The organism is Runella sp. CRIBMP (assembly GCF_009905605.1).
GTDB lineage: Bacteria > Bacteroidota > Bacteroidia > Cytophagales > Spirosomataceae > Runella.
The window spans coordinates 17,906-38,192 of record NZ_JAAAKZ010000001.1 but is presented as its reverse complement, the minus strand read 5'-3'; the positions used below and the strand labels follow the sequence as shown (position 1 = coordinate 38,192).

Sequence of the window (20,287 nt, the reverse complement as noted above, 5' to 3'; positions counted from 1 at the left end):
GGTTATTTACTTATTTTATGGTAAATCGGAAAATAAGTAATCGTATCCACAATTGTTCTCAGCGTATCCTTTAACCCTTTTCTGAAGGCAGAATCTGGCGAATGAAGTGATTTTCGTAATGAAAATACGGGCGGTATAACAGCTGTATATTGCTTAAGCCTTTCTTTATACCCGCTCAGCAACTTAGTTGCCCCCGAGTCTTTTATCATTTTTTTTACCTCTGTTCCTTCTTCCAGACATTCTTTAAAATTGAAAAACAACAAGGGTTCACTTAGATTAACAACCCATTTATTGTCTTTGAAAGTGAGCACGCGTTCGTGTAAATTTTGCATACCTACATTCCAACCAATATTCTTATAAATGCAGTTGTTCTCGAAAAGTATGGGGACATAATTCAACCAAAGTTGGTCATGATTCATGCCATTGCATAGGTCCAGATAGGCTCTGTCGGTGAGTCGCTGCTGCCACCACTCCAAGAAATGAAACGTATTTTGGCTTTTACGTACGGCAAAAAAACCGTTGTCGTACATTCCCGTATTGAGAAACATTTTCTCGTCTCCGTAGGTCGATTTCCCAAACTTGCGGGTCAACCGGGGCGTCAGAACAATATCATAAGTGGTTGATTTTTGGAGAATATCGTCAAAACCACCGAAAATGAACGTGGTGGGGTCAAAATAAATGACGTTTTCAATGCCGTTTTGTTGCAAGAAATAACGCGCAAAAAAAGGCTTTGCCGCGGCCAAAAGCGCGGGTTTATCGTATCGTTGGTGCATTTCAGGAATCACCTCAAACGGTAATTCTCGAAATTGAACCACATCCAACTCACCCGCCGCCACCTCTCCTACCATCCCCACCTTAAAAGTCAATTCCTTCGGAAGGCTATCAGCCAACGCCTGCGCAAAGGGGTAATGTTCTGCCGTACAAACGGTAAATATTAAAGTCTTGCCAGCCATTTTTCAAACGGTTTTTTCAATAATGCCCTTATGCGTTGGTACTTGTACAGCGGCTCGGACTTGATATAATAGCACGGAAACTGCCGATAATACGCATTATGATTACGTAATAATTCGTCGCGATAATAGTCAAACAACGGGTTTAAATCGGGTCGTTTTTCAAAGGTAAATCGGTTTTGGTATTTGGAAATAACAGACGGTTTAGCAGGGTCGTAGCCGCTGTAATGAAAAAATACGACTGGCTGTCCGTTTACAAAATGTCCTTTTTCTTCGTTTGTAAATGTACGTTCGTGGAGATTCCAGTAGGCTGCATTCCAACCCGGGTGCTTTTCTACATGCACATTGTTCCAAAACACGGGCGCAAAGTTGACCCAATGTTGGTCCACAAAAAGGCCGTTACAGAGGTCTATTTTGCACTCGTCAAATAGTTTCTCTTCCCACCACTTAACAAAATCCAAGGCCTCGGGACTTTTATGAAGAGCAATAAATCCTAGATTATAAACACCCGTATTGAGGTGATGTAACTCATTGGGCGTAAGTTGGTCTTCGATAGGCGTAGCCAAATGAGGCGTTAAGACAAAGTCATTTTTTTCGAGCAATGCTTCCAACTCAGCGAGCGGCTGATAAACGATAATATCAGGGTCAAAATAAATGACGTTTTTTACCTGAGGAACTTTACCGAAAAAATACCTAAAAAAATAAGGTTTAACGGCCGTATTTAGTTCTGTAATGTTATAGTGCTCACACATTTCATCCAGCCCGTCGATGCCAATACGGTGCAGTTCGAGCAGTTCAAATTCGGGGAGTTTATCTACTGGAACATTGGCTGTATCCAAACGGTCTACCAGCCCAATAACAAAGCGAATATGCGGATTGGTACGCTTTAAAGAATCTCCAAGCGTACGGGCTTGGGCCAGATAATTGATAGAGCAAAGCGTAAAAGCTAAAGTCATTCTTCCTGTGATATACGTTACGGTTCCTGTTCGTCTTTCGGCTTAGTAATGAGTGACGGCCGAAAGGGTAGAGTTAGTAGTTGTACAATTGAACCGATGGTTTCTTTAATTTGACCAACACCAATGAACCCGTTCGATAAATGGCCTCAATTTGTGTTTTGGGCAGGTACCTGTCAACGAATTTTTCATTGTCACTCAATACATAATCGTACGCAAATATCTGACGCGCATTGGGCAATGCCAAATAATCTTTTTCAAAAACAATGTATCTCATTTGCCAATCTTCTGACATCTGAGGCCGAAGAATGCTCCAGTAGCGGTAAAAGCCTACGCTTTGCTCCAACAACATTCCTACCCCTTTTGAGCTAGGCTCAATGCGTTTGGCAAGCTCCTTAAAATCGTAATAGGTATTGGGATAATCATGGTCGCAGATAAAAAAGTAATGCGCCCGTTCGTATTTAAAAATATGCTCGCTCTCCAGTTTATAATAATCCAACGCGTTCAGTTTTGTCACAATTTGTTGCCTTTGTGCATAGGGTAAATCCTGCTTTAAAGGATAACAAGGCTCGGGTTTTGCGAAATTATAATAGCTTCCCAGTGCTTCGCGGTACTGATTTTCATTGGCACCAACCGGCACGCAGAGGTGGCGTGGAATGTATCCTAACCAATATTTTGACGCATATCTAATCGGGAAAAGAGGCTTATTAAAGTTGTCAACGATATAGGGTATTGCGGTCAAAACGAAGAAGTATCCCACAAGAATCCGCCCTCTAGCAGGCCAATTGGCCAATAAAAGCCCGACCAGTAGGGTTCCCTGCGCAAATACTGGCATGTGGGTTCTTGAGCTCCAAAATTGAAATTTAGCCGAACTGCAAAAAATAACAAAACCGACCACCGCACAAACTAATATCCCCTTAAATACACCCTGTTTTTTCTGAAAAAGTAGCCAAACTCCGGCGATATAAATTGTAATCAACAGCAAAAGATTTCCCGACATATCTTCCTGAATCACAAATTGCGTCCGGTAGTTATCCAACGATAATTGTGGATTGTTGATATCCTCTCCAATCAGGGCATGAAATTTCGCCATCACGGCATCTATTTTGGCATTGTAACCCGCGCTGGGAAGGCCTAAATGCAATCCAATATTTTTGGCGACATTGCTCAGCGTACAGGTGAAGCAGTATTTCTCAACGGCAATGTTTTCAACAAACAAAGAACTACCAATCTTGGGGCTTAAAATTGACCCGAACAAGGCGTAATTTCGACTAAAAAAAGGGCCAAAAACCAATAATAACGTTGTTAATGCAATTCCAAACGTTGAGACAGCGGTTTTGAATCCTTTTTTTCGAAGTACTTGAATCCCAATCCAAAGGCAGTACGGAAACGCATAAAAGAAAACAGGGTATTTAGTAAACCCGCCCAACGCCAAACAGACACTCATCCACCAAACATCCTCCCATCTGAATTCTTGCAGCAGTTTTATCCCAAAATACATGAAACAAGTAAAGAAGAACACCGCTACGTAATCATTTTGGGTCGTAGAAGCCTCTAAAATGCCGATGGGTAAGGTAAGCTGTAAAATACTGACTAAGACTTGTACACCAGGTTTAAGCCCCAACTGTTTGGCAATTGCCCCCACACTGGCGACCGTACCAAGCATCGCCCCCCATTGCACCACATTGACGAAATAATCGTGACCGCTCAGCGCCAAAACATGAAGCAGCAAATATTCCGACATCACATTGTGATACAACTGCTGAACATGAATCGTCGGGAAGTGATTTACGTTGTGGTTTTGTAACCAATACACCACCCGCGTTAGATGATAATTGTTGGAGTCCACATTGTTGGGCGGCGCATAAATGGCCAAAAATAATAATGGCAGAACAATGAGCACACTACAAAAAATCAGCATAATGTACTCACTGACAGAAAGTTGGCCAAACGCCCGCTCCCCTAAAATAACATGCGATCGGTTTCTCCAGAATAGATAAAGTCCCACGCCCAGCATCACTAGCCAAAATAAGTACAGGAAGAAGGGTGTCAGTATATTAAACGCAGAAAGCAGCTCGGTCGAAACATAGACCAAAGCTCCTACACTCACCAAAAACTTGATAAACTTTACTCGCATAGGCCTTGAATAATATGCACCACTTTTTCTACGCTTTCGTCGGTAGGGTGCCGTTCTAGGACTTTGCGTTTGGCATTTTGTCCCATTTTTAAGCGCAAGGCATCATTTTCAACCAGTTCGATGATTCGATTGCTCATTGCGACACTGTCTAGATACGAAACTACAAAACCCGCATCCTCTTCGACCAACTCGGGCGCACCACCCGCTTTTTCAAAACACACAATCGGTTTTTCGGCCAAAGCAGCCTCCAAGACCACCAACGGGTACGGGTCTTCGCGAGAGGTAAGCGCAAAAACGTCAAATTGGCTTAAATAATGGAACACATCCGAGGTAAGTCCAACGTGGATAATACGTTCTGACAATCCCATTCTTTCGGCGTCGAAGCGTTGAACTTCGTACAGTTCAGACTCAACGGGCATTCCCACCCACACAAAATAAACGGGTTTATTACCAAAATGCGTGATGACCTGCTGCGCCACCATCATAAAAATATCATTGCCTTTACGCCACTCGGCATGGCCACAGCCGCCAACCAAAACAGCCTCGGCTGGCAATCCCATTTTTTGACGGATGTTTACTTTTTTTGCTTCTGCAATATTCTTAAGAATCAGTGGAGTATCTATAATTTGAAACGTACTGATTTGATTTTCAGGGTACAAATATGTTTTCTGAAAATAAGCCGCCACCGCTCGCGAAACCACAATCAGGTGATTGGTACGGCTCATGAGGTAAGCCATGTCCTGCGGGTCGCTGTATTTTTTGATTGACATTTCCAGCTCATGCGCAAAGAGGACAGTAGGCGCCGAAATAAAATCCAACTGCCGATACGCCGCTGCCGCGCCGATAGTATTGGCAAAAATAAGCCCAAAATCTTGCGCCCTAAACAGCTCTTTAAAGCGCCGCCAGCGGCGTTTCAACACTTTCTGTTTTACCCAATTATCCAACGAAAACAAAGAAAGGAGTTTTTCCACCAAAGGATTGAAGTGAACATCCCCCAATCGAGGTAAACGCGTAGTGGAAACCAACGACCTAAATTCCTCTTCCAACGGCCCGTCGCTGCAAAGCAGCAGATGCATGGGCAAATTATGCTGTTTGAGTTGCCGCAACAACTGTAACAATACAATCTGTCCGCCAGCACGATTGGCATCGTGGCTTATGAAGAGGATTTTTTTCATTAAAATTTCGTCAATAGTTTTTGCCAATTATCCAATTGACGATTTACATCAAACGTTAATGCTCGTTCGCGAAGCACATTTTTATCAATAACAATAGAACCATTCATGATTTTTTGCATGATGTCGGCCAGTTTGGGAATATCAAACGCGGGAGCTACCTCGCCCATTCCGGGCTGTACAAACTCACTGATTCCGCCCGAATTAAAGCCTACCACTGGTTTTTGTAAATAAGCCGATTCAATCATCACCAACGGGAAAGGGTCCTCGCGAGAGGTAAGCACAAAACCGTCACAGATGTTGAGATAATCATAATAGTCTTGTCCACCTTTGGCCCCTAAAGCAATAAAATTTAGACCTTCTCTTTTTACCCGTTCTTCCAAATAATACGAAACCCCGTACTCGCTGCCACTTCCCAGCCACACCAGATACGCATTTTTTGGGAGGTGTTGTAGCAAATCGGGCACCATATCGTAGCCCTTACGCATACACATCGTACCCGACATCAACCACACGAAAGCATCTGCTGGCAATCCTAGTTCCTGTCGTAAACGAGCCCGGTCTTTTTGAAGATTTATTTTTTGGGTATCAATAAATGAGTGTAGGAGATGGAGATTGGGAGCGCCCATTTTTTGAAGTTGGTCCACCACAATTTGTGAGCATCCGAGCGTAGTTTGCGCATAGGTAAGCATTTCTGCAAAAGAATCGGCCCGGAGCGTGTCAAATGTTTCTAGCAATTCATGCACGTGTACCACATAGGGCACCTTCAATTTACGCGCCAACCGCGCAAACTGCGGCATCGTAATTGTATTAAAATACCATACATCTGGCTTAAACTCTTGGTGAATTCGCTTGATATAACTCTCTTCTGGCGTCAATCCAAACACCCGATGATAGACCGCCTCTACCGAATAATAAGGTAAACCACGGTGGAATTTATGAATATAGGTAGCGTCGGCTGGGGAGTTCTTGGCAAACAGCTCTCCCGCCTGACGCGTATAAACTGCTGTTTTTATATCGCTTCCTGCCAGATGCTTAATCAGATACCAAAGTACCATCTCCGAACCTGTCCGCGCGCCGGTAGGGGTAAAAAATAAAATTTTCATGCGTTAGACATGGCTCTTTGGATCGAGCTTATAAAAATAAGGCTTGTTACGAATGATTTTCCAAAAATAGGTAGAAAACAGCCAAACTTTACGTGTGAAGTCTTTTTGTTGCTCCAATTCACCAAATGGATTCCGAAATTTACTCGCATTAAGGGCTATTTTCCACCCAAAATAGACGGGAATCATCAAATAATAGTTGAGCATAAGACCCAAAAAACGCCCAATGCCGAATTCTTTTCTTACCCAAACCAAATTTGAAAGTTGAATTTGGGGATAAAAACGATTGATAATGGTAATCAACACTTCTTTCCTTTTGGGATTACTTCCCCACTCATGGTGGATGTAGCCGCAATCTTCAAACACTTTCAGCTTTCCGACACGCCCCAGTCGGCAGTTCCACTCCACATCTTCACCGTACAAAAAGAAGTCTTCATCCAATAATCCCGCTTTGTCGACCGCTTCTCGTTTGGCCAACAAAAAGGCCGCAGGAATCCAATCCACTTGGTCAGGGTCGTCGTAATGGGTTTCGGGGATTAATTTTTCGAGCAATGTTTTAAAAATTTGCCCAGGCGGCAACACGTACAGTGTCCGCTTAAATACGGCTAAACTGCGGTAAAAAGGGCGAGGGGTACGGTCCGAAAAAAGCTGAACACCTCCGCAAGCAACGGTCTCTGGTTGCGCATCTAAGCGCTGCACACAACGCGTAATAGTATCTTCAATAAGCTCAGTATCAGAATTAAGCAACAAGTAATAACGTCCTTTTGAGGCCCGAATCCCCGCGTTATTGGCCCTCGAAAATCCCGCATTATAACCCATATTGAGCCATTGAACGCCGCTAAATTCACGCGTTATGATTTCCCCCGCACCGTCTTGCGAGTCATTGTCGACCACGATAATTTCAAAGCTAACTCCTTTGGTATGCTCATAAATTGAGCGGATACAATCGGTGGTTAATTTGAGGGTTTTATAATGAATGATGATAATCGAAACGTCCATTCAAAAAACATTTATCATTTATCAGCGAACCTTTATCATTGAATATCAGTCATTTTTGGCAGTTTGGAAGCCCTCAATGCTGGATGATAATTGTTAAATGATTAATGAATTAATATACTTTATAACTTGGAGTGGGTCTTTTTTCAGCAGGGCTACCCATATACACCCCCCAAGCTTCCGTATTTTTTGTAATAGAAGCAGACATTGCCACGAGTGTACCTTCGGCAATGACTGTATAGTCGCGAATCGTGGCATTGACCCCAAAAAAAGAATACGATTCTACTACGCAGTGGCCCGAAAGCACCACATGCGACGTAAAAAATACGTGGTCTTTAATGACTCCGTGGTGGCCAATGTGGTTGCCGCTCCATAGTACGCAGTTATTGCCGATTGTGGTGAAAGGCTGAATGGTATTATCCTCTAAAATGAAGCAGTTCTCGCCAATTTCATTGCCAAATAACGTGGCTTTTGAACTAATATAACTGATAAACTCGTAGCCTTTGGCTTTGGCATCGAGGTATACTTTTTCGCGGTTTTTATTCATTTTGCGACCCGTCATAGGTGCAAAAAACTTAAACTCCGACGGCGGGAAGAGGGTTTCTACTTCTTCAAAAGCAACAACGGGTAACCCCCAAAACGTGGCTTCCTTTAAATATTCCCGATTGACCGTAAAAGCGACTACCTCGTGGTCGGAGTCGTGGGTTAAATAAAAATGCGCCAGTTCCGCCGTGTCAAGCACTCCAAAAATTACAACTTTAGCCATTTTTTTATCCTTAATTGTCTTTGGTTAAGCATTATGCGTCCTGAAATTCTATTTGCAATTAACGTTTAACCAATGACTTTCTTCTAAACTAATTCATATTCGTTTAAAAAACCCTGAATTGTGGTCACGTCATTGAACATCATAATATCCACAATCGATAGCCAAGGCACAAATTCATTTTTGAATTGAGGGTACACAATAGGCTTTGCTTTGATAAAGTTTAACCGAATGAAATTTTGCTCAAACACGGTTTTATCGTACAACTCCATACCCCCAATGGGATTAATGTAATGCACCGCTTTCTCTTGCTTACAAATATCCAAAATTCGTTCTTGCGCCTTCAGATGGGTATTTTGATAGATACTAGAACTCGGCACAATCTCGGTTTGAATATCGAGATAATCAACCAAAATCCGAAAACCATCGGCAATCCAGTCGCTCAGTTTTTCGGCATCTAAGTTGATAATTTTTTCGGTGACTGCAAAAGCCGTTGAATAAAAGGGCGCCTTTTTATAGGCTTGTTCAAGCGTTTTGAGCAGCTTTCCCCGCCATTTGGGGTCATTGCTCAGGTAAATTTCGTTGATAAGCTTATTTTGGCTGGCCTCTTTGAGGGGAATCGTAAACAAATACTCCTGACCATTTACCAATATCCGATTCCGGTTAATCCAACCTTTATTAATGTAATTGACATCATCATACAACACAAACTTATCGACACCATTCAGCAGTTGCAGGTACCCAATATAAGGCAAAAAATAGGGTTGCATAATGGCAAGGCGCATAATATGAGAGATGTTAAGTTTATAATCGATACTAAAAAAAACCGTTCGTATAAATTATACGAACGTTCAGAAAAAGGATATTTATCGAGCCAACGCTATTTCAGCTTTCGTAAATAATAATCTTCTCCCTTCACAATCATTCCCTTCATTGTCGTATCCGTTCCTAATCTAATATCCGTTGGGAGAGGCTTAAAAAGGTCAATGGTATCGCTTTTGGCATACATCAAATAGTCGGTTCCTGGCGGAATAGGCCGCAGAGGTTGTTCAAAAGGCCGAATCGGAATCAATCGCCGGGTAAGGTGTTTTCCGTAGAGCGGGTACTCAAAATCATCATTGATGGTTCCCAACGCCACGGTGGCGGAGTCTGGCACCAACTCATCAAATTTTAAGTAAGCCTGCGTAATATCGGGCCGCGCAAACGTCATCATCGGAATACGATCCATTTTAAAGGCTGACTTTCTGCCCAAGGCATCAAAAGGCAAACAGCGGAAATTGAGAAATACCGCCAACAGCGCCGAAATACAGGCTACAACGGTCACAACACCCACGTATGTTTTCAACGCTACCGAATACCCTGATTTTTCGAGGCTGTATTTATGGGTAAAGAGTAACGTTAAGAATAATACCCCAAAAACACCCGTTTCCTGAAAATAACGCCCTTTCCAAGGGTCGTAGGGGGCAGAATAAGACAATGCCGCAAAATGAAGTAATAACGCAACGGCCAAAAACCAGTGAGCTGGCGAACGGAGGATGCCAAACAACGCCAAAAACAACAATGGAAACACCAAGGCAAAACCGAAGATTCCCCAATAAGGGTTACCATTAAAAAACTCAAACCGGCGTTCAAAAGAAAAAGGAACAATAGAAAACTCCGTAGTTTCGTCCAGCCGCATCCGCAGTTTATCTTCTAACCAAACCAACGGAATACGCATCCCACGATTAATATCCTGCCCTATTTTTACATTACGCAGCCCGTCCAGATTGACAAAATCATAGGCATATCTAACCACATTGCGCGAGCCTTGCTCAAACAGGTTTCGGTAGCCTCCATTGGAAGTGGCGCGTTCGATAGACTGGTGTTTGAGTGAAGTTGGTGGCCCGATGGGATGCCCGAATACTTGTATATTTTTAACGTAACCCGTTGGCAATGTCCACAGGCAAAAGCAAACTACAATCGCAATTCCCAGTTTAAAAATAGCGGACCAATTGATATTCAGTGTTACATTTTCTTTCTTTTGACCTTTTCCCTTTTGCAAAAACACCGTATAAATCATCACCACAAAAACTGAGGGCAGAAGTAGCGTAAACGTCACTTTATGACCATAAACGACTCCAAAACTCAACGCTGCCAGATACAAATAGCGGTTTTCGTAGGTTACGCGGTACGTAAACAAAAAATAAAGTAAGCAGCTCAAGTAAGCCGCTAGTACAATGTCGGTTTCGGTCGTAACGGCCTGCATCAAAAAATCTAAAAACAACGCAAATGCTAATGCACAGAAAAAACTTGCATTGAGGCGGTTTTTGGTGATTCGCTGGGCAATCCCAAAAACAGCAACGAGCGTAATCCAGTACGAAAGATGATGGATAAGTTTAAAGGCATTTTCAAATTTTCCCGTAATCAAATACGAATAAATCTGAATAGTACACACGCTTTTGGGATAGGTATCAATGTTCCAATTAGTGCCTCCAAAATGCGCCATGGTACCGCGTTGAATGTACTGAATGACCCGGTTCAAGTGACCTGTCATGCTATCCCATTCATTAGGGACGGTAAAAAGCACTAAAAGTAAATTCGTAATTCCGATAATGGCTACCGAAAGAATCATGATTCCAAACAGGAATCTCAAATATAAAGTCCCACTAACATACCAACGCTGGGCGGCGTGCCAACGGCTTACCACCATTTTAAGGGGTAAAAAAGCTGTTGTTTGGGGGGCTATTTTGCTAAAAACAGCTCTTAGAATCGTAGGAGGAATAAAAACCGCAATCGCCCACGCCCACGTATTACCTGTCAGATCGAGCGCTGAGAGGCAATATCCAGTGATAATAATGCTGCCTGCAAAAAGGAGAAATGATGTAATCAACCATTCTATCAAAGATGGACGACAAATACCGGCAGACGTGCGTCCGATGTATCCTAAAAAAACACCGAAACTTAGTAAGCTAATCAGCACCATACTTACAAAATTTGGTTAATCAATTCCGAAATGCGCCTCACGTCTTCGTGGGGCAGTTCGGCGTGCAGAGGTAAACAAAGCACCCGTAAAGAAATATCTTCAGAAACAGGGCAGGATTCCGCATCCTTCAAAAAGGGCAATTTATTGAGAGAAGGATAAAAATAACGACGCGGAGTAATTGCGTTTTTGACCAGAAAATCACGCACTTCCAACGTTTTACTTTCTGATTCAAAAACCACCGGATAATAGGCATAATTACGCCCTAGTCCTTCTACCCATTTAGGGGCTTCAAGGTGATTCCAATCGAGTAGCTCAGTATATAAATCACAAACCGCTTTACGAGCGGCAATCAACTGCGGCACAAGCGGCAGGTTGCAAAGCCCCATGGCGGCATGAACTTCAGAGTTTTTACCGTTGATTCCGACAAAATAATAATCATCACCTCGATGGCCGAAAGCACGCAATAGGTGTAATTTGTCGTGCCATTTGGCATCATTTGCAATAATTGCTCCCCCTTCTACCGTATGAAAAAGCTTGGTAGCGTGGAAGCTACACGTAGAAAAATCGCCGTAAGAAAGCAAAGAACGCCCATTTAAAGTAGCCCCGAATGCATGAGCACCGTCATAGATAACAATGAGGTTATGCTTCTTTGCAATTTTTTCAATCGCTTCTACATCACAGGCATTACCATAGACGTGAGTCGCCAGAATAGCCCGCGTGCGTTCCGTAATGGCAGCTTCAATCAAGTCGGGATTGAGACAATAGGTCTGGGAGTCAATATCGACAAATACAGGCGTGGAGTTTTCCCACAATATCACATTGGTGGTTGCAACGTACGAAAAAGGCGTCGTAATAATCTCTCCTGGCTCATCCAGTAGTTTGAGCGCCATTTGAAGTACAATAGTCCCATTGCCACAAAAATACAGATGGTCTACATTCAAGTATTCTTTAAGCCCCTGTTCCAATTCCTGCGCCAAAGGCCCATTATTAGTAAGCAGGGCCTTGTCCCAAATTTTTCTTAAATAAGAAACATATTGATCAAAATCGGGAAGGTATGTTTTAGTAACGTTAATCATTCGCTTCGGCAAGCCGACCGTTTAGACCAGTACTTCTGACTGAGAAATTTGAAAATTTAATTGAGGACGCACATACCCCGGCCATTTGCCGTACCAAGTAACACCCTCTCGGTGGTCCTCCACCTCAAAAGCCAGTGCATCGGGCAACTGAAATAATACAGTAGATGTATCTTTTACGACCATGATTGAAATCACGTACGAGCCATCATTCAGGAAGTTACCCGGAATCTCCAGCGTAGCAGCCACCAATCCTTTTTCAAAAGATTGGGAGGTAGTTCCTACATTAAATATACATTCTCCCGTAAAGGCATATAAGTGCAGACTTAAATTTAAATCGGCACGCTCGGCCATATTCCAAAATTCAATGTGAACCCGGACCGGTGTTGTTACATCTATATAATGTTTACCTCCCTGATACTCAGGATCAATACGGACCGTCCGAAAACGTACTTCGTCGCTACCGGGGGCTTCCTCGGGGGTTTCCCAAAAATGCTCCAAGTTCGTTTTGGCCACATGGCTAAGGTAATTATTGACGACGTGCGTGGTATCTCCCTGCATTTTTAGGCGACCGTGCTCAAAATAGAAAGCACGATTGCAAAGAGATTGCACGGCGGCAAGGTTATGACTTACGAATAGAATCGTCCGGCCGCTTTCAGATACATCGCGCATTTTGCCGAGACATTTCTTCTGAAAATCAGCATCGCCTACTGCAAGCACTTCGTCGATTATGAGGATTTCAGGACTGAGATGAGCCGAAATGGCAAAGCCTAGTCGTACATACATCCCTGAGGAATACCGTTTTACGGGAGTATCCAAAAATTTCTCAACTCCTGCAAACTCCACAATACTCTCAAACGCACTCTTAATTTCCTGACGTTTCATCCCGAGAATAGCGCCATTGAGAAAGATATTTTCCCGTCCCGTTAACTCAGGGTGAAAACCTGTTCCGACTTCCAGTAAACTCGCAACACGTCCTTTTATCGTTACTTTTCCGCCCGTAGGCTCAGTGATTTTACTGAGGATTTTCAACAAAGTAGATTTACCCGCGCCATTATGGCCGATAATTCCTACCCTGTCACCTTGCTCAACGGTGAAATTCACATCGCGAAGCGCCCAAAACTCTTCTTTTTCTACCTCATCCTGTTCACCTTTACCAAAAAAATGCTTGAATTTCTCCGAAAAAGTATCGCGTAACGTCGAACTTTTACGCATCGCTTTTTGGTGATCGATGATGTATTTTTTGCTTATATCTTCTGCTACAATTACCTGCATTGAGCGCCCCAAAGTTTATATAGGTTCAAAAGTAATCAAATGTAGTCAACAAATGAATTTTCTTCCTTACGAAAATAGTAAACGGAAATTAGCAACATTACCGATATAACTCCCACCGTGCTGTACAAACTACTTACCTTGAAAAAGGAACCATCTCCTAGCAACGACCACTTAAATCCGTTGATGATACTCACCATCGGGTTGAGATAATACAAATCGTACCACCATGCATCTTGGCTGGCTTCCACTAAAGACGCACTGTACGCAATCGGACAGGCATAGAACCCAATCTGCACTAAGAAAGGAATGAGTTGGGCAATATCGCGGAAGCGAACATTCAAGACCGAGAAAAATAGCCCAAATGATAAGGAGGTCAATAAGGCCAATAACACAAATAACGGAAGGAAAATAATCTCCAAACCAGGTAAGTGATTTTTCCAGAGAGCAATGATGAAGTATAAACCCAGCGATACGGCAAAGTCTATAAACCCAACCAAAACCGAACTTAACGGCATAATCAGTCGGGGAAAATACGTTTTGGTCACCAAGTTGGAGTTCAGCAAAATGCTGTGGCTGATTTGGGTAAATGTATTGGCAAAAAACGTCCAAATCGTAATACCTGCCAGTACCATCAAGGGATAAGGGACACCCGCGTCTCCCTCAAATTTACCCACCATTTCAAAAACAAAAACCATTACCGCCATCGTAGCCAAGGGCCGTAAAACGGCCCAAGCGGCTCCAATAGCGGTTTGTTTGTACCGAACCGACAAATCCCGCCGGGCAAGAATCCACAGCAATTCTCGGTTTTTCCACAAATCTTTCCAATAGTTTTTGGCGCCGTGACCAGCCTCAATCACTACTTCATTTATATATGCCATCTGTAGTTATTGTACGAATTAAGAGTTAGTACCTTCAAAATAAGGAAACACCAACTCACTTTTTCTTCATGTCTTTCAGTGCCTCCGAGTACGTCTGCTTGGCTAATACAAAAATGACAGCAACAATGAAGCCAAGAATTGCCCCAAATTTAGTATTCTCTCGGGTAAAAAGCTTTGTTTCTAGCGGCAAAACCACCGGTTCAATAATCGTAAACAAAGGAGACTCTTTCACGATTGACATTTGGAGACTCTCCAAGCTTCTAGAAGCTTCCAAATACAATGCTGTAACAAAAGAAGTACTTCGGGTGAGTCTTCCCTCGGCTACTTTAGCGGTAGGAGCCACGGCTTCTATATTGATAGCGGTCGTTTTGGCAAGTTGGCTTTCGGTTCGGTTGAGTACTCGTCCCAAAGAGTCTACCCGAGCTCTCATTATTCCCATCATTTCCCGGGATTTCCGGGTCTGGGTTTCTTGGTATACCCTTTCTACCGTTGAAAGCAAAAGTTCGATAAATACTTTGGATACACCCTCATTTTCCATAGAAACGGTTAGCTCATAAAATGCTGTTTTTATATTAGGCTGCCCAATGGTGATTTCACGATCCCGAATTTTGTGCAGTACACCATCAAATACTTGTCTTTCTAGCCTCGACATTGAGTCGCGCTTGGTGTGCTCAATACGTACAGGCAACCACTCTTTCAAGAAATCACCCCAATCATCTTGACGGATAAAAGTAGAGTCAAGATAATAATTGACAAAGAGCTCTTTTTTACCGTTACTCAGTGTTATGGGGGTTAATAAGGCCCTTTCCAACACAGGGCGCGTTTTGATGACATAGAAAAGATTTTCTCCCGTAAACAAGCCTGCGTCACCACGCCCTCCGCCCATGCCACCGAGCAAACTTCCTAAGCCTCCTAAATCTTGGGTTGCACCAGCTCCAGTTACGTTAAAGATGATTTCGGAAACGTATTGTACTCTTTTGTTTTTCTCCGAATCGACGTAATAACCTATTGCGGTACCAACTCCGACCAAAATCAGGATAAGCCACCAGTTTTTCAGAATTAAATCTTTGGCCTGAATTATTTTCTGAAATATAAGTTTCGGACTAAGTGTTACTTGTTCTTGTTGTTGTTCCATGATGCTTTTAAACCTGAATAGCTTCTATTTTTTTACATCTTATTTATTGATTCCCCAAAAATCTAAAAGCTATTACGGTCGTAATTAAGGTCATTAATGTTGAAGATATACCAATAACCGATTGAATAGCACGTTGCGCTTCAACCAAATCAGACTGAGTTCTTTGTGGAACGTGTATCTCTGAGCCTGGTTCAACTTTAGGGTAAATATTAAAGAAAAGGAATTTACGCGTTCTGTCAACAGAGCCATTCGGGTAAATCACGTATGACTTTCTTTTTAAGGAAGTACGTGTAAACCCTCCTCCCTGCGATATATAGTCCATAAATGAACTACCACTACGAAACTTAACGGTGGTAGGAAATAATAACTCACCCTGTAAGCGCACCGTTTCTAGTCGCTTTGGAATGTCTATTATATCACCGTCTTGTAAAATAATGTCTTCTCTCCCACCAGGGTTTTGCAAAATTCGTCTCAAATCAATTCCAATGGCTTCTTCCTTATTTTTATCAATTTCGCCCCCTACAAATTGGCCTTTCTTTGCATCATCCGAAATCTCCGCCACGGCCTTATTGCGTTGTTCTAATTCTTCATCTGTCAGGGTTACTTTCCGTAACAGCGTAGCTCCGTTCACATACGCCTGAGCGGTTAAGCCACCAGCCCGCACGAGCAAATCCGACAATTTCTCGTCTTTACTCTTGATACCGTGCAGTCCAGGATTTACCACTTCGCCCTGAACCGTAACAAAAGTTTGGGGTTGGTAGTTAGAAGCAGCTCTTACCAAAATCTCGTCATAGGGCTCGAGCATAAAGCGACTGTCGTTTCCGTCAATCGTCAAATCCCGGTTTACATCGAAGGTGAAAATATCTGCAATTTGTGCTGAAGCAGATTGTACATTCACATCCCGACGGCGACGCACAACCTCTACCTGCGAATTTGCCGCTGATTCTTTAAACCCGCCCGCTCTGATGATGGCGTCTTCTAAAGTTAAATTTGCGGTGTAAGGCAAACCTACGGCTGGGCCTTGATTTACTTCTCCTCTAATGTTGATAAAAGCCGCTTCCCGTAATTCAAATTTGGAAGGAATAATCACTTGGTCTTCCCGTCTTAGCAGCAAGTCATCGGTTTTGCCGTTAATCATATCGGCTAAATTGATAGAAATATTCTCTACCGATAGGTCATCTCTGGTACGAATAATATTAACCCGTCCCGTAAATGCCTCTCCTGTTAGGCCTTCGGCGCTTTTAATTAATTCAAGCAACGATTTGTTTTGATCCAATGAGTACTGACCTGGACGAAAAACCGCACCGTTGATCACAACCATATTTTCAAAACGAGCAAGCAGCATCTCTGCGCTTATTTCATCGCCGTTCTTGGGAATATACTTGTCAAATTCGCTGATTTTTACATCAATTATTTTGCGCTCTTTGGTGGTTAGTCCCAACACTTTTAAGCGATCCGTATAGGCATTGTCGGAAAATCCACCAGCATATTCCAGCACCTTACTAATGGTTTCGGTCGGAAGCAATTCATAAATACCAGGGCGTTTTACATTCCCTTTTATTTCAACGCGTTTGGTATAAACACCCACCTGAATAACGTCATTGTCCTGAAGGCGAATGTCGCTGTTTAATGTGCCGTTCATTAATAATTCGTACAAATCAAGGGTGGCAATGGTCTTATTTCTACGAACCACTTGAATCTGACGAAACGAACCAAGTTCATTAGGGCCACCAGTCAAATAAAGGGCATTAAGTGCCGATGACAAAGAAGATACATTGTACGTTCCTGGCGTAGCTACCTCGCCCAAAACAGTTACCCGAATGGTCCGGATTCTGCTTAAACGAATTTGAAGATATGTACTTGCACTGGTATTGCCAGGAGTACCCAAATTGTTGTAGTAAGGGGCCAATCGAGTAATCAACTCTTTCTGAGCTTGTTCAATAGTACGGCCACTCAACTGAACCGTTCCGACGGGTTTGATAAACGCAAATCCATCTGAGTTTACTACCATTTCAATTTGTGATTGAGAGTACCCATAAATATAGGCGGTCAGCTCATCACCTGGCCCAATGGTATAATCACGAGGGGTTGCAATGTTTTCAGAAGGAGCAAAATCTACTTTAGGATTGTTAAAAAGCTGCGTACCAAATATTTTACGGCGCAATTTAACCAATTGTGCCTGCCGATACGCTTCTTCTGGATCTAATGCTACCGTATCCGCTTTTGTTTTTGTTTCCGTCGGATTCACGGGAGCGTTCGGGTCTTTAGCCTGCTCTGCCTTTTTAGACATCGCATTGTTGATTGCACTTTGTTGAGCAGCGGTCGGGGTATTGCCAGCATTGGTTGCCGAAGGTTGTCCTTGTGCTGCTGCGGGAGCTCCCGCCCCTGCCGAACCGCTTGAAGTTGAGCCTGCCCCTGCGGGAGTTTGAGCGTTTATGCTCACAATGGCGAGAACACTTACCAGGCAAACGTTGAAAATGGTGCGCCGAGCGCTTGATAGAGATAAACTTCCAAAAAACTTCTTCATGCAAATTATGTTCAAAACAAAATTCTTAGATTCTGATTAACAATATCTTAACGTATTCGCTAAGCCGTTCGATATGTAAGAACGAATCCGGCCGACAAAGTAACGTAACTTTTTGTGTTTTTTAAACTTTTTTCTTTTTTACGGCCATTTTCGCGGCTTATTGTATAATTTTTCCGATATTTTCATTTTCGTAATTGATGTATTTTTCTTTTTTTAGATTATTAACAATCAACGTATTAAGAAATGGAAATGTACTGTAAAAAGAACTTTGTTTTACAAAGTAAGTTAAACTTCCTTAAACCTCCCAAATATTTAGCCATAATTATTTTATGAACACTGTTTTTCACATTTTAAACGTTGTATTTCGTACATTTAAAATCGTAATTTGTAACCGCAGCGCTTCCGAAGAGCGTCCTTAATCTATAATTAAAGTAATGGCAGAAGAAGTAAAGTACGACGAAAGCAGTATTAGGTCTCTTGACTGGAAGGAGCATATTCGGCTCCGTCCAGGAATGTACATTGGAAAACTCGGAGATGGTTCCGCCGCAGATGATGGTATATACGTGCTGGTCAAAGAAATCATCGACAACTCCATTGACGAGCACACCATGGGCTACGGAAAAGCAATAGAAATAAAAATCATGGACCACCGCGTCGAGGTTCGTGATTATGGTCGGGGCATTCCTTTGGGAAAATTAGTTGATTGTGTTTCTAAAATCAATACTGGGGGCAAATACGATTCAGGAGCCTTTCAAAAATCGGTCGGGCTTAACGGCGTAGGTACCAAAGCAGTAAATGCCCTTTCCAGTTATTTCAAAGTTCAGTCGTTTCGGGAGGGGAAAACCCGGTGGGTAGAATTTCGCAAGGGGGAAATAACGGCCGAATCCACCGAAGAAGCAACGAACCAACGCAATGGCACGCACATGATTTTTGAACCTGATAATACCATTTTCAAAAATTACCACTACATCCCCCAGTTTCTGGAAAACCTGATTTGGAATTACTGCTACTTAAACGCTGGGCTAACCATTAATTTTAACGGGCAAAAGTTTTTTTCCCAAAATGGGCTATTAGACCTTTTGCGGAACAAAACCGACGAAGACGCTATTCGGTATCCCATCATTCATCTGAGAGGCAATGATATTGAGATTGCTCTTACGCATGGCAACCAATACGGAGAAGAATATTATTCCTTCGTCAATGGTCAATACACCACGCAAGGGGGCACACACTTAGCAGCTTTTCGCCAATCGCTGGTCGATACTGTCCGCGAGCACTTTAACAAAGATTATGCAGTTGAAGATGTGCGGGCGTCCATCATCGCGGCCGTCAGTGTGCGGGTACAGGAGCCCGTCTTCGAATCACAAACCAAAACCAAACTGGGCTCTAATAATATTTCTCCTGATTCCAACAGCCCAACCATTCGTACGTTTGTCAATGATTTTCTGAAAGCGAAATTGGACAACTTTCTGCACATGAACCCCTCAGTACGGGAAGCCATGAAAAAGCGAATTGAGCAATCGGAGCGGGAACGTAAGGAATTGGCGGGAATTAAAAAACTGGCTAACGACCGCGCCAAAAAGGCCAATTTACACAACAAAAAGCTCCGGGATTGCCGCAATCACCTTCCCGATGCCAAATCGGAAGACCGCTACGAAACCACCCTTTTTATTACCGAAGGCGACTCGGCCAGCGGCTCGATTACCAAGTCACGAAACGTACAAACCCAAGCTGTATTCAGCTTGCGTGGAAAGCCGCTCAACTGCTTCGGAATGACGAAAAAAGTGGTGTATGAAAACGAGGAGTTTAACCTACTCCAACACGCCCTCGACATTGAAGACGGTCTCGACAACTTACGCTACAACCGCATTGTAATTGCCACCGATGCCGACGTAGACGGGATGCACATTCGTTTGCTAATGTTGACATTCTTCCTGCAATTTTTCCCCGATTTGGTACGTAATGGCCACGTGTATATTTTGCAAACACCTTTGTTTCGAGTACGCAATCCGCGCAATCATAAAGAAACGATTTATTGCTACAGCGATGAGGAGCGGCAGAAAGCCATCAAAAAACTCGGCGGTGGCAAAAAAGTAGAGATTACACGATTTAAAGGCCTGGGTGAGATTTCTCCCGATGAATTTGGTCGGTTTATCGGAGAAAATATGCGTATTGAGCCCGTTATTTTGGACAAAGAAGCTACCATCCCCAAATTACTGAGTTATTACATGGGCAAAAACACCCCTGACCGTCAGCGATTTATCATTGACAACCTGCGGATAGAAAAAGATATTTTGGAAGAGGCTCCCATAATAGCAGAGGTAGCATAAATTCGCTCAACATTAAAAAAGGCCCAGAAATAT

The 20,287-nt window shown here is 42.9% G+C and carries 15 protein-coding genes; 1 reads left to right on the top strand and 14 read right to left on the bottom strand.

What is annotated here, in order from left to right:
- Positions 1–2: 2 nt before the first annotated feature.
- The 14 genes from GVN20_RS00145 to GVN20_RS00080 form a co-directional block, all read right to left on the bottom strand.
- Positions 3–953 carry a hypothetical protein gene (locus GVN20_RS00145; RefSeq protein ID WP_166556403.1) on the bottom strand — a complete coding sequence of 317 codons (951 nt, stop codon included), beginning with the start codon at positions 951–953 and terminating at the stop codon, positions 3–5.
- Positions 935–1,906, bottom strand: coding sequence for a glycosyl transferase (locus GVN20_RS00140; RefSeq protein ID WP_166556402.1), 972 nt, complete (start codon positions 1,904–1,906; stop codon positions 935–937). The genes GVN20_RS00145 and GVN20_RS00140 overlap by 19 nt, the downstream gene beginning before the upstream one ends.
- Positions 1,907–1,979: 73 nt before the next feature.
- Positions 1,980–4,040 carry a glycosyltransferase family 39 protein gene (locus tag GVN20_RS00135; RefSeq protein WP_166556401.1) on the bottom strand — a complete coding sequence of 687 codons (2,061 nt, stop codon included), beginning with the start codon at positions 4,038–4,040 and terminating at the stop codon, positions 1,980–1,982.
- On the bottom strand, positions 4,031–5,215 hold the full coding sequence (locus tag GVN20_RS00130; protein WP_166556400.1) for a glycosyltransferase family 4 protein: 1,185 nt from the start codon (positions 5,213–5,215) through the stop codon (positions 4,031–4,033). The genes GVN20_RS00135 and GVN20_RS00130 overlap by 10 nt, the downstream gene beginning before the upstream one ends.
- On the bottom strand, positions 5,215–6,318 hold the full coding sequence (locus GVN20_RS00125; RefSeq protein ID WP_166556399.1) for a glycosyltransferase family 4 protein: 1,104 nt from the start codon (positions 6,316–6,318) through the stop codon (positions 5,215–5,217). The genes GVN20_RS00130 and GVN20_RS00125 overlap by 1 nt, the downstream gene beginning before the upstream one ends.
- A gap of 3 nt (positions 6,319–6,321) precedes the next feature.
- Positions 6,322–7,314 (bottom strand): glycosyltransferase family 2 protein, encoded by a 993-nt coding sequence (locus GVN20_RS00120; RefSeq protein ID WP_166556398.1) that lies wholly within the window; start codon positions 7,312–7,314, stop codon positions 6,322–6,324.
- A gap of 109 nt (positions 7,315–7,423) precedes the next feature.
- On the bottom strand, positions 7,424–8,077 hold the full coding sequence (locus tag GVN20_RS00115; RefSeq protein WP_166556397.1) for an acetyltransferase: 654 nt from the start codon (positions 8,075–8,077) through the stop codon (positions 7,424–7,426).
- Between the two features lie 83 nt (positions 8,078–8,160).
- On the bottom strand, positions 8,161–8,859 hold the full coding sequence (locus tag GVN20_RS00110; protein ID WP_166556396.1) for a WbqC family protein: 699 nt from the start codon (positions 8,857–8,859) through the stop codon (positions 8,161–8,163).
- A gap of 95 nt (positions 8,860–8,954) precedes the next feature.
- Positions 8,955–11,036 (bottom strand): glycosyltransferase family 39 protein, encoded by a 2,082-nt coding sequence (locus GVN20_RS00105; RefSeq protein ID WP_166556395.1) that lies wholly within the window; start codon positions 11,034–11,036, stop codon positions 8,955–8,957.
- 2 nt (positions 11,037–11,038) lie between these two features.
- Positions 11,039–12,112, bottom strand: a complete 1,074-nt coding sequence (locus GVN20_RS00100) for a DegT/DnrJ/EryC1/StrS aminotransferase family protein (RefSeq protein ID WP_166556394.1) — start codon at positions 12,110–12,112, stop codon at positions 11,039–11,041.
- A gap of 21 nt (positions 12,113–12,133) precedes the next feature.
- Entirely contained in the window at positions 12,134–13,384 is a 1,251-nt protein-coding gene (locus GVN20_RS00095) for an ABC transporter ATP-binding protein (RefSeq protein ID WP_166556393.1), read from the bottom strand.
- Between the two features lie 35 nt (positions 13,385–13,419).
- The gene (locus GVN20_RS00090; protein WP_166556392.1) at positions 13,420–14,262 is read right to left on the bottom strand and encodes an ABC transporter permease; all 843 of its coding nucleotides are present in this window, start codon (positions 14,260–14,262) and stop codon (positions 13,420–13,422) included.
- A 55-nt stretch (positions 14,263–14,317) separates the two neighbouring features.
- Positions 14,318–15,397: a hypothetical protein gene (locus tag GVN20_RS00085; protein WP_166556391.1), complete on the bottom strand. Its 1,080-nt coding sequence runs from the start codon at positions 15,395–15,397 to the stop codon at positions 14,318–14,320.
- A 43-nt stretch (positions 15,398–15,440) separates the two neighbouring features.
- A complete protein-coding gene (locus GVN20_RS00080; RefSeq protein ID WP_166556390.1) occupies positions 15,441–17,924 on the bottom strand; it encodes an SLBB domain-containing protein in 2,484 nt (827 codons plus the stop codon).
- 434 nt (positions 17,925–18,358) lie between these two features.
- Between GVN20_RS00080 and GVN20_RS00075 the strand changes: the two genes are divergently transcribed.
- Positions 18,359–20,254 carry a DNA topoisomerase IV subunit B gene (locus tag GVN20_RS00075; protein WP_166556389.1) on the top strand — a complete coding sequence of 632 codons (1,896 nt, stop codon included), beginning with the start codon at positions 18,359–18,361 and terminating at the stop codon, positions 20,252–20,254.
- Positions 20,255–20,287: the final 33 nt, after the last annotated feature.

Excerpts from the sequence above, each read along its gene's own strand:
- GVN20_RS00090 (WP_166556392.1), bottom strand. The coding sequence starts at position 14,262 with ATGGCATATATAAATGAAGTAGTGATTGAGGCTGGTCACGGCGCCAAA.
- GVN20_RS00130 (WP_166556400.1), bottom strand. The coding sequence starts at position 5,215 with ATGAAAAAAATCCTCTTCATAAGCCACGATGCCAATCGTGCTGGCGGA.
- GVN20_RS00105 (WP_166556395.1), bottom strand. The coding sequence starts at position 11,036 with ATGGTGCTGATTAGCTTACTAAGTTTCGGTGTTTTTTTAGGATACATC.
- GVN20_RS00085 (WP_166556391.1), bottom strand. The coding sequence starts at position 15,397 with ATGGAACAACAACAAGAACAAGTAACACTTAGTCCGAAACTTATATTT.
- GVN20_RS00110 (WP_166556396.1), bottom strand. The coding sequence starts at position 8,859 with ATGCGCCTTGCCATTATGCAACCCTATTTTTTGCCTTATATTGGGTAC.
- GVN20_RS00100 (WP_166556394.1), bottom strand. The coding sequence starts at position 12,112 with ATGATTAACGTTACTAAAACATACCTTCCCGATTTTGATCAATATGTT.
- GVN20_RS00095 (WP_166556393.1), bottom strand. The coding sequence starts at position 13,384 with ATGCAGGTAATTGTAGCAGAAGATATAAGCAAAAAATACATCATCGAT.
- GVN20_RS00075 (WP_166556389.1), top strand. The coding sequence starts at position 18,359 with ATGGCAGAAGAAGTAAAGTACGACGAAAGCAGTATTAGGTCTCTTGAC.
- GVN20_RS00145 (WP_166556403.1), bottom strand. The coding sequence starts at position 953 with ATGGCTGGCAAGACTTTAATATTTACCGTTTGTACGGCAGAACATTAC.
- GVN20_RS00135 (WP_166556401.1), bottom strand. The coding sequence starts at position 4,040 with ATGCGAGTAAAGTTTATCAAGTTTTTGGTGAGTGTAGGAGCTTTGGTC.
- GVN20_RS00140 (WP_166556402.1), bottom strand. The coding sequence starts at position 1,906 with ATGACTTTAGCTTTTACGCTTTGCTCTATCAATTATCTGGCCCAAGCC.
- GVN20_RS00115 (WP_166556397.1), bottom strand. The coding sequence starts at position 8,077 with ATGGCTAAAGTTGTAATTTTTGGAGTGCTTGACACGGCGGAACTGGCG.
- GVN20_RS00120 (WP_166556398.1), bottom strand. The coding sequence starts at position 7,314 with ATGGACGTTTCGATTATCATCATTCATTATAAAACCCTCAAATTAACC.
- GVN20_RS00125 (WP_166556399.1), bottom strand. The coding sequence starts at position 6,318 with ATGAAAATTTTATTTTTTACCCCTACCGGCGCGCGGACAGGTTCGGAG.
- GVN20_RS00080 (WP_166556390.1), bottom strand. The coding sequence starts at position 17,924 with ATGAAGAAGTTTTTTGGAAGTTTATCTCTATCAAGCGCTCGGCGCACC.